The organism is Mycobacterium sp. NTMscope_Eco_3, assembly GCF_976985685.1.
This window is the reverse complement of the sequence record NZ_CDRJYZ010000001.1, coordinates 1,342,477-1,358,436: the sequence shown is the minus strand read 5'-3', so window position 1 is coordinate 1,358,436 and position 15,960 is coordinate 1,342,477. Positions and strand designations below refer to the sequence as shown.

The window sequence follows — 15,960 nt, the reverse complement described above, 5'->3', positions numbered from 1 at the left end:
GGTCAATGCTGCGACGTCGAGGCAGTGGGGTGCAATGACGGCCAGGGCGCGAATCGGGGCGGCCGACATTGAATCGACGCCGAACCCAAAGAAATCGCCGTGCACGCCAACCGTCGGTGTGATGCGGTGCCGTACGGTCGCTGACCGGGACGGTGGGTAGTTCGGGTGCGCCAGGCTTCATGCCGGCCTTTCATCTAATCCGGCTGCGAGCGCGGCTATGCCGCGCTGCCAGAATTGCGTCAGGCGCTCGATGTCGGAGTGCCCGAACAGGGCATCGCTCCAGAGCCAGTTAGCCGTCAGTTGCGGACCCTCCGGTGTTCCCCGTATTGCCACGGCGAGGTACAGCGCAAAACGCAGTGGCAGATCTGGCTCAGGGTCGACGGGCAATGCGTCGCCTTGGTCGCCGGCAACTAACGACCATGGTTGCTCCGTTCCACCAGTGAGGTCCAGGCGACCCAAGTAGCTGAACATGATCTGAGGTTCGACAGAATTCTGCAATTCTGGAACGTGGTCCACATAACGAAGCAGTCCATAGTCCAGACCTTCATTCGGGACCATACTCAAATGGCCAGCCACCGAATCGAATAGCGCTCGGGCCGCTGCCGGATCGCATTCTGCCTGCTCGGCATCGACACCTGATGCACCCACTCCGAGCCGTACCGGGTATGCAGTCGTAAACCAACCGACCGTGTTTGTGGTGTCGGTCCCCAAAATAGCGTCTGCGCGCCCATGGCCCTCCATCGTGACGAGCGTGCCCGCCGCAAAATTTTGTGCACGAGTACGCCGCCAACTCGCGACGGCCATCGTGAGCGCGGCCAGCAAGAATTCGTCCATGCCCCCATCTCTGGTGAGCGCTGTGAGCACGCGCTCAGTGACGTCAGTCGGTGTGAGTGCCCGTGTGACCCGCAGAGTCGACCACGTGTCACGAGTCGGATCAGGACGCCGCCTACCCAGCGCAGGATCCGGCCCGTGAACCTGCGCGGTCCAGTAATCGCGCTGGCTCTGCACTTCGGCCGTAGCGGCCCGCTGCCACATCAGTTCCGACCAGCGGCGGTAAGACGTGAACTCGGGCATCGTCTTCGGCGTCGCACCCGATGTCACCGAGCGCCACGCCGCCGCGAGATCCCCGAGCATGATGTGCCAGGACACCACATCTACCGCCAAGTGATGTGCGGTGATCAGCAGCATCTCGCCTGGTCCGGCGCTGGACAACCACACGGCTCGCACCATGGCACCCGAGTGGGGATCGATCTCGTCGGTGACCTTACGCGCCGAATGCGCTAAGGCCGCATTGAATTCCGCGGCGGACGATTTCGGTAGCTCAAGACGGGTGAGCACGTCAGCGGCACGGACCACGCCGGGTTCGCGGGTAACCAGGCGTGGCCCCTCGGCGGTCTCGATCAGAATCGATCGCAGAGTGTCGTGGCCGTCGAGCAACAGTTGCAGCATCGCCTCGATTGATGGACGGTCGATTTCAGACGGCAATCGCAGCAACACGGTATGGGTGAATCGGCGGTAATTTCCGTACTCGTAGAGCCAGGACACCATCGGCAGCGGCAGTATCTCACCGTATTCGGTGTTCTCTACGGCCGCCGCGGATTCCGGCGCCGCATCGATAGCAGCAGCGAGTTGGCGAATTGTCGGAGCGCTGAACAGCATCCGTGGACTCAATGTGAGACCGCGCCGCCGTGCCTTGTGGACCACCGAGATCGCCACAATGCTGTCTAACCCAAGTGAGAAGAAGTCGTCGTCGATGTGCGGCACTACGCCGTTGAACTGTTCTTCGAATATTGTGCACAGTGAGCGTTCGGTGTCGGTGGACGCCGATGCCGCCCCACCGGCAGTGACGCGCAAGAGTGCATCCTCGGCGAGCCGGTCCAATGCACGGCCGTCCAGCTTGCCGTTCACGTTCACCGGCAGCTGAGGTATCGCCACGATCCGGGCGGGAACCATGTACGGCGGCAGCCGTTCGGCGAGCGCGGCACGCAGCCGCACCGGGTCAGCAGCCGTATCCTCCTGCCACACAACAAAACCCACGAGGCTTGTGCCGCTGTCGCGACGCAGAACGGAAACCGCGGCATCGTGTATCTGTGGCTGCCCACGCAGCGCAGCCTCGATCTCGCCGATTTCGACGCGATAGCCACGAATCTTGACCTGGGAGTCGCCACGTCCCAAATAGGAGTATCCGCCGTGCGGTAGACGACGTACCAGGTCACCCGTGCGGTACATGCGTTGTCCGGGACGCAGCGGGTCCGCCACGAAGCGAGCAGCGGTCATCGCGGACTTGCCGACATAGCCACGGGCCAGCTGCGCCCCGGACAGATAGAGCTCGCCTACCACACCGTCGGGCACCATCCGCAACGCCGAATCCAGGACGTAGCCGAATGTTCCAGCGTTCGCGGTGCCGATCGTCGGCCTCTGATATGCGGCGACCGGTGCCACCACGGATTCCACCGTAGTTTCGGTGGGGCCATAGCAGTTGTAGACCGCGGTCGGCGACGGAGCGCGCAATTGCTCCCACAGCGCGGTATCGATTGCCTCACCGCCGAGGGCCAGCACCGAAAGAGGGTGGTCCAAAAGTCCCGCGGCACGCAGTTGGAGAAACATCGACGGGGTGGTGTCGATCATGTCGATCTGGTTGGCGGACATCCCTTTCACCAGCCGATCTGCGTCGCGCATCTCCTCGGCGTCGAACAGATGGATCGCATGCCCGTCGAGCAGGCCGACCATGGGCTGCCACGAGGCGTCAAAGCTCAGGGACCAGGCGTGGGCGATCCGCAGCGGGCGGCCCAGGCGTGCCGAGGCCGCCCGGTAGACACGGTCGCGGTGGTCAGCGAAATAGCTGAGTAACGCGGCATTGGTGCCGATGACGCCCTTGGGTTCACCGGTCGAACCCGATGTGAAGATGACATACGCGCTGTGCTCGGGGTGCCGGCGAACCGCCGGGCTGGCGGCTGCGCGTTGCGAGATGCGCCCGGCGGCAGCGGGATCGTCGATGACCACTGTGGCGACCCCACCGCTTACCAACTCCGTGTAGCTGGCTTCAACAATGGCGAGTACCGGATTTGCTTGCCGCAAAATAGATTCGATACGAGCGTTCGGCAACGTGATATCGACCGGCAGATAGGCGCCACCGGCGGCAAGCACGGCCAGGATGGCGACGATGGATCGAGTCGAGCGCGGCAGCACCAGCGCGACGATTTTCTCCGGTCCTATGCCCTGCTCGGCCAGTTCCCCCGCGAGCCGGCACGCGTGCGCGTGTAGTTCGGCATAGGTATAGCACTCACCACCACCGGTAGTCAGGGCGACGGCATGCGGTGTGGCGTGCACCTGCCGCTCGAACGTCTCCCACACCGAGACGCTCTCCGCAGAGGGTAGCGGCCGCGTCGCAAGCCCTTCGAACTCGGCGCGCTCCGCCGTGGTGAGAATATCCAGTGCGTCGGGGGTGCCGTCGCCTATATCGGGGAGTTGGCGCAGCACGGCGAGCAAGCGCTCGCCGATCTGGGAGGGCCGAAGATGCGGAAGTGCCTCAGGAATCGCCTCGACCAGTACCAACAGCGCGTCGTCTTTCATGTGCGCGACCACAGTCAAGGGGTAGTGCGTGAGACTTTCCATCTCTACCGGACTGAACCGGGCCCCGTCCGGTGTGGTCACCGCCCGGATCGCGTCCTCGATCGGTGCGTTCTCGAAGACGAACAGCGAATCAAATAGGGCTCCCCGGCCATGCTCACGCTGGATTTCCGACAGGCTGAGATAACCGATGTCGCGCATCGCCGATGACTCGCGCTGCAACCGGGCACATTGCTCCACCACCGAGTCGGCGCTGCTCACCTGGTGCACCACCGGCACGGCGTTGATGAACAGTCCGACCATGGTTTCCACGCCGGGCAGGTTTTCCGGACGGCCGGAGACGATGGTGCCGAAAACGACATCGCGACGGTCGCTGAGCCTGCTGAGCACGACCGTCCACGCGTATAGCACTGCGGTGTTGAGGGTAAGACCGTTGCGACCCGCCCACTGTCGCAGCCGCACCGTATCGGCCGCAGGCAACACCAGTTCGGTCTTCTCCGGCTCGCCCTCGCCCGCGGCGACGGTCCCGTCTGCCACCATGAGCGGCCCGGACACACCCTGCAGGTACGTCATCCACTGAGCGGTCGCGGCCGCCCTGTCCTGCTGGGCGAGCCAGACGATGTAGTCACGGTACGGGCGCGCGGTCGGTAGCCCGTCGGTCGATCCTCCCGCCCGATACACGGTGAGCATCTCGGTGAAGAACACGGCGAGGGACCAGCCGTCGACCAGAATATGGTGGGCGGTGAAAATCATCCGGCGCCTGGTCTCGCCGGGAGTGCCAAGCAGCACAACCCGCAATGCCGGTCCACGACTCAGATCGAACGGGCGGCGCCGCTCCGATCGTGCGATGGCATCGAATTCCGTTGGCGGTGCGAACCGTTCGGACCAGGGCAGCTCGGCCTGCGTGGGCACGATCTGCACGGGCATGGGTACATCACGATCCCAGAAGGCGGCGCGCAGATTCGGGTGTCGGACCAGCATGGCTTGAGCGCTGCGGCGGAGCAGCTCGAGATCGACTGGTCCGTCGACATCGACGACGAACTGCATGCTGTAAAGGTCGATACTGTCCTGCGTCAATCGGTATAACGCAAACAGCCCTTCCTGCAGAGGGCTAAGAGCGAGTACATCCTCGATCTGCGGCGGATCTGTGGTCACAAATACCTCACGACTCGTTGAGCCAGGATGCGTTGAGTTGGGCCAACGCATCGGGGGTCAGGCCCGACGCACTCATCGGCGTATATTCCTGCTTCGGCGGCGAATCCGCCTCGGCCGCCGGCTCACCCGCTGCCGCGTCGATCGCCGCGGCCAGCTCGCCGATGGTCATGTACTCGAACACCATTCCCGGGGTGAAGGCCAGTCCGTGCGCAGTTGCCTGCGCCGACCATTTAATGGAAATGATGCTGTCACCGCCGAGCGCGAAGAAGTTGTCGTCGCGATCGAGACCGGTGACGTCGAGCAACTCCTCCAGCAAGGTGATGAGGATCCGCTCGGTTTCCACCGAGCCTGCGGTGGGCGGTTTCGATGGCGCAGCGACGGGCGGGGCCGGCGGGGCGAGGAGTTTCTCCATATCATCCGTGGGAAGCAACTCCAGGCTGGACACGGGACGGTCCGGCGCCGTCGCGAACGCATCGAGTGCTGCGTTCAGAGCGGCGGCGATAAGGGCAACCGTCGCAGGTTCGTAGAGATCGGCATTGGCGACGACGCGCACGTCGAGTTCACCGCCCGGCGTCACGCTGATGCCCACGTCCAGATCCAGTAGTGAGACCTCGAAGTCCATCGGAAGCGGTACGACCGTGGTGCCGCCGGTCTCGGTGAGAGGGCGCGGTATCAGCGCCCAGTCCTCTCCGCGAAAGTGGATCATGTTCTGAAACAGCGGGTTTCGGGACCGTGAGCGCGGCGGGTTGAGAGCCTCAACCAGACGTTCGATCGGAAGCTCTTGGTGTGCGAATGCGTCGAGCACCGTGTCGCGGCTACGGGTGAGCATGGTGCGCAGGCTGGGATCACCGGACAGGTCGTTGCGCAGCACCACCACGTTGGCGAACAAGCCGATCAGATTAGCCGTGATCGGTTCGACACGGGACGCGACCGGACTGCCAAGCGGAATGTCCGTCCCTCCGCCGAGCTTGTGCAGCACTACCGCCAGGGCGGCCTGATAAACCATGAACTCGCTGGCGCCATTTTGCTCGGCGAGCTGTGTTAAGGACGCCCGGCGGGTGGGGGGTAAGGTGAAAGTCACCACCTCCCCACGCTTTCCGAGCGTCGGCGGGCGGGAATAATCGTGGGCAACCGAGACCTCGTCGGGCAACCCAGCTAGGGCGTCACGCCAATACGCCAGCTCCGCCTGTCCCCATAGGGAAGCGAATGCATCTCGTTGCCACAGCGCGTGGTCCACGAACTGGATCGGCGATGTGGTCCACCGCGGCGCCTGCCCTTGGTGCCGCTCGCGGTAGGCGGTGACGAGGTCGTCAAAGAAGATCCCCAGAGAGGCGTGATCGCTGACGATGTGGTGCACGACCACCAACAGCACATGCGTATCCTTGCCGAGCGCCAACAGGGTGACCGTAATCAACGGCCCCGACTCGGGCATAAACACGTGCCGGCGCAGCTGCGCCACCGTGTCATCGAAGCCGTCCGGGGTGATCTTCCGGACTGGTAGTTCCAACTGCAAGCTCGGGTGCACGATTTGATACGGAACGCCTTCGTGCTCATCGAAGTTCGTGCGCAGGGCGTCGTGGCGCTTAACGACGTCGTTGACCGCCGCGGTGAGGGCGACGATGTCCAGGGGACCGTCGAAGCGAAGCGCAAAGGGCATGTTAAAGCCGTCCCCCGCCCCTTCCATCCGATACTGGAACCACGCGGCGAGCTGCGAGTAGGACAACGGAAGCCGCTCCGGGCGGACCGATTCGACGAGTTCTGGGCGGCTTGATTGCCACGCCGACGTTGCGTCGTCGAAAGTGTCCTCGGCGTCCATCGCGTCAAGGTCGATATCGAACTCGGCACGGAACTGCTCGACCAGCGCAGCCGCCAAGCCGGCCGGGGTGGGCGTATCGAACACGGCGCGAACGGTCAGCTCTATGCCGAATTCGGCACGGATCTGCGCGACCAGCCGAGCCGCCAACAGCGAATGGCCACCCAGCCCGAAGAATGAGTCCTCAGCACCCACACGCTCCCAGCCGAACAGTTCGGCGAAAATCGAGCACATCCGGCGCTCGGTCTCGGTCGCCGGCTCACGGTAGCGGCGCACGGCGATAGGCGTAGGTGCGGGCAGTGCCCGTTTGTCCAGTTTGCCGCTCACAGTTAGCGGGATCTCATGGATAACCGCAAATGCGCTGGGCACCATGTATTCAGGCAGGGCCGAGGCGGCATGTGCGCGTATCTCATCGAGATCCAAGTCGGCGGAGAGGTGTTCATCAGCCGCTGGCACCAGGTACGCGGCCAGCATGGGCCCGGCCTCGGTGTCTTCCACGGCGACGAGGCAATGCCGCACCGCTGGATGCGTTGCGATCACGGACTCGACCTCGCCGAGCTCGATGCGGAAGCCACGAATCTTTACCTGCTCGTCGGCTCGGCCGACGAACTCCAGGTCGCCAGAGATGTTGCGGCGGACCAGGTCTCCGGATCGATACAGCCTCATGCCGGGATTGAAAGGGTCGGCGATGAATCGCTGCGCGGTCAGCCCGGGACGACCGAGATATCCACGCGCCAACTGAATGCCACCGAGGTACAGCTCACCGACGACCTCCGCGGGCACCGGTTGCAACTGCTCGTCGAGCACATAGGCGTAGACGTTGCGGTTCGGCACGCCGATCGGCACTACGCGCGCGCCCGGCGACCCCGCGACCCGCTTGTGTGTCGAGCACACGACGGCCTCGGTCGGGCCATAGTGATTGCGTAGCTCCGCGTCGAAGTAGCTGGCGAATTTGTCGGCTACCTCAGTGGGAAGCGCCTCTCCGCCCACCGGCACATGACGCAACTGCCGCCATTGGCTTGCCTGCGGCAGCATCAGCAGGGTGCTCAGCATGGAGGGCACCATGTGGAGCACGGTGACACCGCGGCGATTGATCAGCTCGGCGACGTAATCGATGTCACCGAAGGCCTCGGGCCTGGGCACGATCAGCTGTGCGCCAAGCGACAACGGGATGAAGATGTCTGCCAGTGAAGCATCGAAGCTCACCGACGACGACTGCAGCCACCGGTCTTCTCCGGTCACGCTCCACTCGGCGATGAAACCATCCACATGCTCGGCGATCGCGCGGTGCGAGACAGCCACGCCCTTGGGCCGCCCAGTGGAACCGGACGTGTAGATGACGTAAGCCAAGTGGTCGGGACGCAACGGACGTAGCCGGTCGGCGTCGGTGAGCGCGGCGTCCGACAACTGTGCGGCGGCATTTTCGGCGGCGTCGAATTCCTGCCGCCCGATAACCGTCTGGGGGCGGGCATCCGTGACGAGGTATTGGATGCGGTCGTCGGGATAGGCGGGGTCGATCGGCAGGTACGCCGCACCGGCTTTCAGCACGGCGAGCAGCGCGACGATGAACTCGATCGACGTGGTCATACGCAGCCCGATGACGTCCTCGATACCGAAGCCTCGCCCGATAAGCCAGCGCGCCAGGCGATTCGCGCGAGCATGCAGGTCGGCATAGGTCAGTTCACCCGCGTCGGAAACGAGCGCGACCGCGTCGGGAGCGACGGCCGCGGCTGCTTCAAGCATCGCGACCATCGTGGTGGCCGGCGTGGCCACAACTTCCCCATGCGACTGCGCCAGGACGGCTTCCCGCTCACCGGCGCCGAGCAGGTCCAATTTGGTGAGGCGACGTTCGGGTTCGGTCAGGGCGTTGTTCAACAGCTGCAGATAATGGGCCAGCATCTGATCGACAAGTGCCGAGCTCAACACGTCGGTCTGGTGCTCGAGCTCGACCGATACGCCCTTTGGGTCGAGCACAACCGTCAAGGCCAACGGAAGCTGGGCGGCTACCGCGCTCAATTCGAGTTGTCCTACCGCGACACCGTCCAACACCAATCCACTTGCGCTGTTGCGCATGCTGAAACCCAAGCGGACCAGCTGGTCCATGCCATCGTGCCCCATTGCCCGCTCCGGGTTGGCTTCGCGCACCACTCGATCGATGCCAACGGACTGGTGGGCGAACCCGGCAAAACAGGTTTCACGTACCGTGTCGACGAACGAGGTGAACGTGTCGTGCGGTCGAGCGACGATCCGCAGCAACAGCGTGTTGCCGAAGTACCCGATCGCCCCCTCGGCCGGGGCGCTGCGTCCGGTAACCGGCACGGAGATCACAAAATCTGCTGCGCCGGTATAGCGGCGTATCAGCACGCCAAAGGCCGCCAATAACACCATAAATGGTGAAGCGGAGCGGTTTCGGGCAAAATCCTCGACCCTGCCGAACAAGTCGGCGGGAAGGGCGCGAGTTCGACGTTCGGCCCGCCTGGACGGATGCGCGGCACCCACACCGGGAAGCTCCAGCGGTTCCGGTGACGGCCGCAAAGTGTCCGTCCAGTAGCCGACGTCGGCACTGGTGGGTTCCGCCTCGTTCCCAAGCACCGCGACCGAAATGAACTGTGGCGCGCGACCGTTCAGTTGATGACCGTTGTAGGCGGCGCTGAGCTCGCCGAAGAAGACAGCCCAGGAGTCATCATCCCAACAAATGTGGTGTACGACGAGGATCAGCACGAATTCGTCTGGGCCGGAGCGGATCAGGGTTGTCCGCAGCGGAAGATCCTCGGTCAGGTCGAATGGCCTGCCGAATTCGTCTCGCACCAACGCCTGGATCTGGCGCTCGCGCTCGGCCTCTGAAAGATGGGTCAAATCATCTGTTCGCCAACCGATCTCAGCATCATCGGAAAATACTTGATAAGGTTCACCCTCGTTATCCACCGCGTATGTGGTACGCAAAACAGCGTGCCGGGCAACGACCTCATTGAGGGCTGCGTGTAAGCGTGCCTCGTCCAGAGGGCCCGTCAGCCGGTAGGCGACGCAGATGTTCAACGTAACGTCGTCTGCGTCCATGGCCTGCAGAAACCACATCCGGCGCTGGCCGGCCGACAGACGGTAACGTTCTCCCGCACAGATCTGCACCAGCTCGGCCGAGTCCCTCGCCGCCAGACCGCGTTCGGCGATGCGCCTACGTAACAGTTCCAGGCGACGTTGCTCCAAAGTCTTGACGTCGTCGGCCATGGCTCGCCTCACTCCCGTTATTCAGTTCGCCGGATCGATCAGAGCACGGAGCGTCCTGTGCCCCCGGGTCCGCAATCCCGAACGACACGACACGACACACATCAATGATCCCTTCGTCGCCGGCACCGTACCGCGATGAGGGCTTATGTTAGCCTTCGCTAAGTTACATGGCTCGTGCGCCTGCCGCGGCGACGAGATCGGATTGCTCATTGCCCGATGTGCTCGTCGCGCACCGCATGGGCCCTTTGGTCGGGAGGTACACGAGGTGCAGACGCTAGATCTGCAGCAACGCCGCGCCGCGGTTGATCATGAAGTGTTCGCGGGCGAATTCTCGCTGCGCCGGCTGGACCCCGACGGCGACCTCGACCTGATGCATTGCTGGATGAACGACCCCGAGGTGGCGCGATTCTGGAGGAAGCCGTGGTCCCGCGTCCGGATTGCGTCCTATCTGCACCAACAGCACTCCAGCGCGCACTCGGTTCCATACCTGGGCCTGTTGGATAGCGTCCCGATGAGTTACTGGGAGCTCTACCGCGCCGATCTTGATCCGCTGGCCGAGTACTACCACGCCCGCGAGCACGACGCAGGCGTACACATGCTGCTGGGTCCACCCGAGTACCGCGGACGGCGGCTGGCGGTGGACCTGCTACGCACGGTCTCGTCATGGCAACTGGATGCGGATACGCAAGCCGCCCGGGTGGTCGCCGAACCCGACGTTGACAATGTGCGGGTGCTCCGGGTGCTCGACCACGCTGGGTTTCAGCGCATCACGGAACTCGATCTGCCGAACAAGCGCGCCGCCCTCATGATCCGTGACCGATAGGGCCGACCAAGCGCCGCCCCAAACTCGGACGGCGGGCCAGTGCCATCTCCCGAAGGCGAGGAGCTTATGTTAGCCTACGCTAAGTTAATGACGCACGCGGTGGTCGCGCCGCCGCGCGGGTTCCTCGCGGCGCATCGAGCGACACGAAGCGAAAGGTAGCGTTGCATGCCGCGCACACTGCGGTGGATCCGACAGTTCCACGAACCGGATTTGCCCGAAAGCGTTCCATTGCTGGTTTTTCCGCATGCTGGGGCTGGCGCGTCGGCCTACCGCGAATTTTCGAAAGCACTGCGCACGACATTCAACGTCATCATTTTCCAGTACCCGGGACGGCAGGACCGGGCGGCTGAAGCGTCGTTGCAATCACTCCCCGAGATCGCCGCTGGAGCGTTCGGCGAATTCTGGACGTCGGAGCACAATCGCGGGATCCCGATCGTCACGTTTGGGCACAGCATGGGGGCGTTGGTCGCGTTCGAGTTTGTCCGTATCGCCGAAGCCAGCGGAATCGATGTGCGCCAGTTGAACGTCTCCGCGGCGGTTGCCCCTTACCGCGCCGCGACCAAGCCACCGCATCCCAAGGATGACGAGGGGATCCTCAACCATCTAGCGGCGCTGGAGGGAACCAGCACGGACGTGTTCACAGACCGCGAAATCATGAGACGGGCACTTCCGGTGATTAAAGCCGACTACAACGCTTTTGACGCCTACTCCTGCGCCGACGACATCAAGGTAGCGGCTCCGGTACACGCGATGGGCGGTGATCAGGACCCGTATATCACGTTGGGCGATTTGTACGGGTGGGGCAAACATACCGACACCCTCAAGGTCACGATGTTCGACGGCGGACACTTCTACCTGGAATCGCACATAGGCGCCGTCGCGGAGTTGTTGGCGTCTAGTGCGCACCGCGAGCAGACGGCGTGAGCAGCGACGACCCAATCGTCATTTCCGGAATGGCCGTCGAGGCGCCCGGGGGAATCGACAGCCCCGCAGCCTTGTGGTCCGCACTTGCCGAAGCCAGGGAACTGATTGCCCCCTTTCCGCGCGATCGCGGCTGGCCGATCGACGATCTCCTGTCGGTATCCGAGCTAGACGGCTGGGGGCCGGTGTTCGACGCGGGCGGGTTCCTCGACGGCGCAACAACATTCGACCCGCCTTTTTTCGGTATCACGCATCGCGAGGCCCTCGTGATGCAGCCCCAGCAACGGGTGGCGATGCGCGTGGCGTGGAAGGCACTGGAGAATTCGGGGATAAACCCCGGCGCGCTGGACGGCGCCGACGTCGGCTGTTTCGTCGGGATGTCCCCGATGGAGTACGGCCCGCGTGCGGCCGTAGCCGATGCCCACAGCGGACATCGGATCGCCAGCCTAGGCCAGCTGGGGGCCGCCGGGCGTATCTCGCACTGCCTTGGACTGTCCGGACCATCGATGTGTATCGATTCGGCGTGTGCGTCGTCGTTGACCGCCCTGCACCTGGCAGCCACGGCGGTGCGGACGGGCGAGTGCGAATGGGCGCTTGCCGGCGCGGCGTGCGTCATGGGGTCACCGGGAGCTTTCTACGAGTTCGCAAGGCTCAATGCGCTTTCCACTGACGGGCATTGCCGCGCCTACTCGGAGGACGCCAGCGGCACCGTGTGGGGGGAAGGCGCGGGGATGGTGGTTGTCGAATCTGAATCCCGCGCACGCCGGCTGGGACACCGGATCTATGGGCGCATCCTGGCCGTCCGCACCAACCACAACGGCAAAGGCAAGCCGATCCTCGTACCCCGGGTGCGCGCGCAAGAGCAGCTCATCCGCAAGACAATCGAGGCGGCGGGGATCGATCCGGTCGATGTCGGAATGATCGAAGGGCACGGGACTGCGACCCGTGCGGGCGACCCGGTGGAATTGCTCGCCCTGTTCAAGACCTACGGCGCGGCGCGATCCGAGGCGCGGCTGGGCTCGCTGAAGTCGAACGCCGGGCACGCGCAAGCGGCATCCGGAATCCTCGGACTGATCAAACTGTTACTCGCCGGCCAGCACGGTCAGATCCCACCAACTCTCTTCTCGGACAACCCGACCAAGAAGGTGGACTGGGACCTGACGGGCCTGCGACTGGCGACAAAACTGCACCAGTGGGAGCCCAAAGGCGGCGTCCGCTACGGTGCCGTGTCGTCGTTCGGCGCTGGAGGCGCCAACGCGCACGCAATCGTCGCGATGCCCGCGAGTTCCCAGGAGTGAATAGTGGCACCTGTTACCTACCGGCTTCCGAACGGCGCCATTCCCGTCCTGCTATCCGCCGAATCCCGCGACCTTCTGCGTGAGGAAGCTGCAGGCCTTCTTTCTTATGCGGCAGATCATCCCGAGGTGGCACCCGACCGGATCGCCGAAATGCTGTTTCGGACGCGGATCGCCCGCCGGCACCGAGCCTTGGCCATGGTGACCCACCACGACGAGTTGATCAGCGCCCTGCGCGCGGTTATCGATGAACACGAACACCCTTCGTTGGTTCGCACGAATACACCCGCCAGCACCCGACGGCTCGCCTATGTTTTTCCCGGGCAGGGAGGCCAACGGCCGGGGATGGGGCGGCTCTTTTACGAGTCGCTACCGGCGTTCCGCACCGAGGCAGATCGCTGTGCCGAGGCATTCCAGACGCAGTTCGGCGAGTCGCCGCTGAAATACCTTCTCGACGACGAATTTCCAGCCGAAGACAGTTCGGGCGTCGTCCAGCCCGCGTTGTTCACCCAGATGGCCGGCCTGGCCGCGATGTGGCGATCATTCGGCATTGCGCCCAACGTCACCATCGGGCACAGTCAGGGCGAGATCGCCGCGGCCTACGTATCCGGGATGACCACTTTGGCAGATGCCGCGCTCGTCGTCGGGCTCCGCGCACGTGCCGCCGACGAGTTCGCGTCCGGTGATTACGCCATGGCCGTTGTCGCCGCCGACCGTGACACCTGCGAGGACTTACTCGCACGTTGCTCGGGCTGGGCGCAGCTGTCGGTGGTGAATTCCCCGAGCATGGTGGGCATTTCAGGTGATCAAGAGACGGTGCAGGGCATCGTGGACACGTTGACCGAGCGCGGCACGTTCGCGCGCGTCATTGCCGTGCAGTATCCCGCGCACAGCAGCTTGATCAATGAGCTCGCCACTTCGGTACGTGCGTCCATGCAGCGCCAACTGCAGAATCCGAAGTTCCTCGACACCGACATCGACTGCCTCGGAGGCACTCTCGGCGGCCCCATCATGCCTGAGCTGCCGGTCGACGAATATTGGTTCTGGAACCTGCGCAACACCGTTCGCTTCGATAAAGCGATTGCGACCGCGGTGCGGCACGGCATCGACACTTTCGTTGAAATGGCCGAACATCCGACGCTGCAGTTGGCGATTCACGAGAATCTCGCTGTCCAGGCGGGTGAACGCGAGGCGGTGGTGGTCGGCACGTCGGAGCGAACTGCCACCGATTTGGGCGAGTTCACCCGCGGCCTCGCGCAGGTGGCAGTACACGACCTTGACTATTCGTGGGAGTGCCTGCGCACCGAATCTGACTGCCACGTCCGGCTCCCATTACGCGATTTTCCCAACACCCGGATGAACGAGACGCGGCTGTGGCTGCCGTATAACGAGGTTCTGCCCGTGCGTGCCCGCCAATCATCCGCTGTCACACCCGTTGCCGCAGTGGCTGATTCGGCGCGCGGCCTAGCCGCAGAAGCCATACCGGCTCGCCTTCTCGTCGAGGAGTGGGTTCGGCTGTCGCAGCGCTCACTGATGCCGCCGCGCGCCATCGGAATAGTTGATCACACCGGGACCTGCGGGGACCTGGCCACCACGTTATGCGTCGTGGCAGAAGAGATCGGCGCCACGGCTCGCATGATCAACACCGAAAACAGCGCCGCCAGTGGCGATCTCGATACGCTCGTCATACTGGTTCCGCAATCGCCCGAACTGGACGACGCCGCCGCAGCAGCCGAGGTCGCAACATTCTTTGCCGACCGCAGCTGGTGGCCGGGGATACACGACGCGCTCACCGACTGCTGGCTCGTAACAGTCGGCGGTGAGGCGGTTGTTGCAGACGATGCGCCGCCGGATCCGGTGCATGCGGCAGCCAGCGCAGGGTTTCGCAGCATAGGCGCCGATCATCCGGGCATCGGATTCCGGCACCTCGATCTGCCGCGCGGGTTGACGGCGTCAGACTCGGCACACGCGATCCTCATGGCGCTGCACACGGCTGAAGAATCGGAGCTGGCACTCCGCAACGGCGGCCTCTACGCCAAGCGGCTCGCCGAGGGCGACACCTTCGCCGGCGACCGCGACACAGCACCCCTTGAGCATGTGCTCATCATCGGGGGCACAGGAAATCTCGGGCTCGAATTCTGTGAGCACTTCGCGCACCGCGGCGCGCAGCGGATCACGTTGGTAAGCAGATCGGGCGAGACGGCTGCCGTCGCAGATCGGCTGCAGCACATTCGTTCGGCCACAGCGACGCAGATCCGTGTCACCAGGTGCGACGTGTACGACCAAGCAGCGGTATCGCTACTGGCTACCGAAAACCAAGGCGTGCCTGCGGATCTGATAATCCACGCCGCCGTAGAGTATTCGGCTGTCGATTTCCTGGACATCACCGCCGAGAAAGTCGACCAGGCGTTACGCGCCAAAGTTGTTGGCATCTGGCGGATATTGGGGGCGTTCCCCAGGACGGATAACTGTCGTGTAGTTCTATGCTCCTCGGCCAGGGCGACGATCGGAGGCCGAGGGCAGGTCGTCTACGCGGCGGCCAATCGGATGCTGGATGCCATGGCGCACCGGCTGCGAGCCCAGGGGCTGGACTGCGTGTCCGTGCAGTGGGGGCAGTGGACCGTCCACTTTGACCTCGATGCCACGAGCATGGCGCAGCTGGCAGGCATCGGTGTCGTCCCGATGTCTCCCGCCGATGCAATCGCTTTGGGAATGCGCCGACTTCCTGGCAATGCCATCGTCGCGGCATTCGACTTTCCTCGCGCGCGATCGGTACTGGAGGTCTACGGCTACGGCCCGCTGCTATCCCGGCTGACCTCGCCCGTCGCGGCAACTTCTGTCATCGAAGCTCCAGCCCCCGTCGAGGAGACAGGCCTGCCCCAACGGTTGGTAAACCTGTTGGCCGAAGCCATCGGTGTCGACCGCGCCGAGACAATCGACACCACCGCCCCCATGGTCGCCATCGGTCTGGATTCCCTGCAGGCACTGGAGTTGCGCCGCCGCGTAAAGGCGGAATTCAATCACGATCTAGAGGTCTCGGACCTTCTCGGAGGGGCATCCCTTGCAGACGTTCTGACGCAGTTGGGCGGACCGGGAGCTGCACCCTGACCAGGAACTAATTCCTGTGCGTCGCGTCGATTCGGCCGCCGGACTGCATG

Annotated in this window: 6 protein-coding genes; 4 read left to right on the top strand and 2 right to left on the bottom strand. The window is 63.9% G+C overall.

The window, feature by feature from the left end; all coding sequences use genetic code 11:
- Window positions 1-177 precede the first annotated feature (177 nt).
- Together AC0KTM_RS06310 and AC0KTM_RS06305 are read right to left on the bottom strand one after the other, a co-directional pair.
- Complete coding sequence (locus AC0KTM_RS06310; protein ID WP_472415195.1) at window positions 178-4,776, bottom strand: amino acid adenylation domain-containing protein; 4,599 nt, start codon at window positions 4,774-4,776, stop codon at window positions 178-180.
- Window positions 4,733-9,763 (bottom strand): amino acid adenylation domain-containing protein, encoded by a 5,031-nt coding sequence (locus AC0KTM_RS06305; protein ID WP_472415193.1) that lies wholly within the window; start codon window positions 9,761-9,763, stop codon window positions 4,733-4,735. Before AC0KTM_RS06305 ends, AC0KTM_RS06310 begins: the two co-directional genes overlap by 44 nt.
- 265 nt (window positions 9,764-10,028) lie before the next feature.
- Between AC0KTM_RS06305 and AC0KTM_RS06300 the strand changes: the two genes are divergently transcribed.
- From AC0KTM_RS06300 to nbtC, 4 genes are all read left to right on the top strand, one after another.
- Window positions 10,029-10,586 carry a GNAT family N-acetyltransferase gene (locus AC0KTM_RS06300; RefSeq protein WP_225329660.1) on the top strand — a complete coding sequence of 186 codons (558 nt, stop codon included), beginning with the start codon at window positions 10,029-10,031 and terminating at the stop codon, window positions 10,584-10,586.
- A gap of 165 nt (window positions 10,587-10,751) precedes the next feature.
- Complete coding sequence (locus AC0KTM_RS06295) at window positions 10,752-11,510, top strand: thioesterase II family protein (protein WP_472415191.1); 759 nt, start codon at window positions 10,752-10,754, stop codon at window positions 11,508-11,510.
- Window positions 11,507-12,805 carry a beta-ketoacyl [acyl carrier protein] synthase domain-containing protein gene (locus AC0KTM_RS06290; protein WP_472415189.1) on the top strand — a complete coding sequence of 433 codons (1,299 nt, stop codon included), beginning with the start codon at window positions 11,507-11,509 and terminating at the stop codon, window positions 12,803-12,805. The genes AC0KTM_RS06295 and AC0KTM_RS06290 overlap by 4 nt, the downstream gene beginning before the upstream one ends.
- Before the next feature lie 3 nt (window positions 12,806-12,808).
- Window positions 12,809-15,910, top strand: a complete 3,102-nt coding sequence (gene nbtC, locus AC0KTM_RS06285; protein ID WP_472415187.1) for a nocobactin polyketide synthase NbtC — start codon at window positions 12,809-12,811, stop codon at window positions 15,908-15,910.
- The last annotated feature ends 50 nt before the right edge of the window (window positions 15,911-15,960 follow it).

Coding starts and splice junctions, on each gene's coding strand:
- AC0KTM_RS06310 (WP_472415195.1), bottom strand. CDS start 4,776: ATGCGTTGGCCCAACTCAACGCATCCTGGCTCAACGAGTCGTGAGGTA.
- AC0KTM_RS06305 (WP_472415193.1), bottom strand. CDS start 9,763: ATGGCCGACGACGTCAAGACTTTGGAGCAACGTCGCCTGGAACTGTTA.
- AC0KTM_RS06295 (WP_472415191.1), top strand. CDS start 10,752: ATGCCGCGCACACTGCGGTGGATCCGACAGTTCCACGAACCGGATTTG.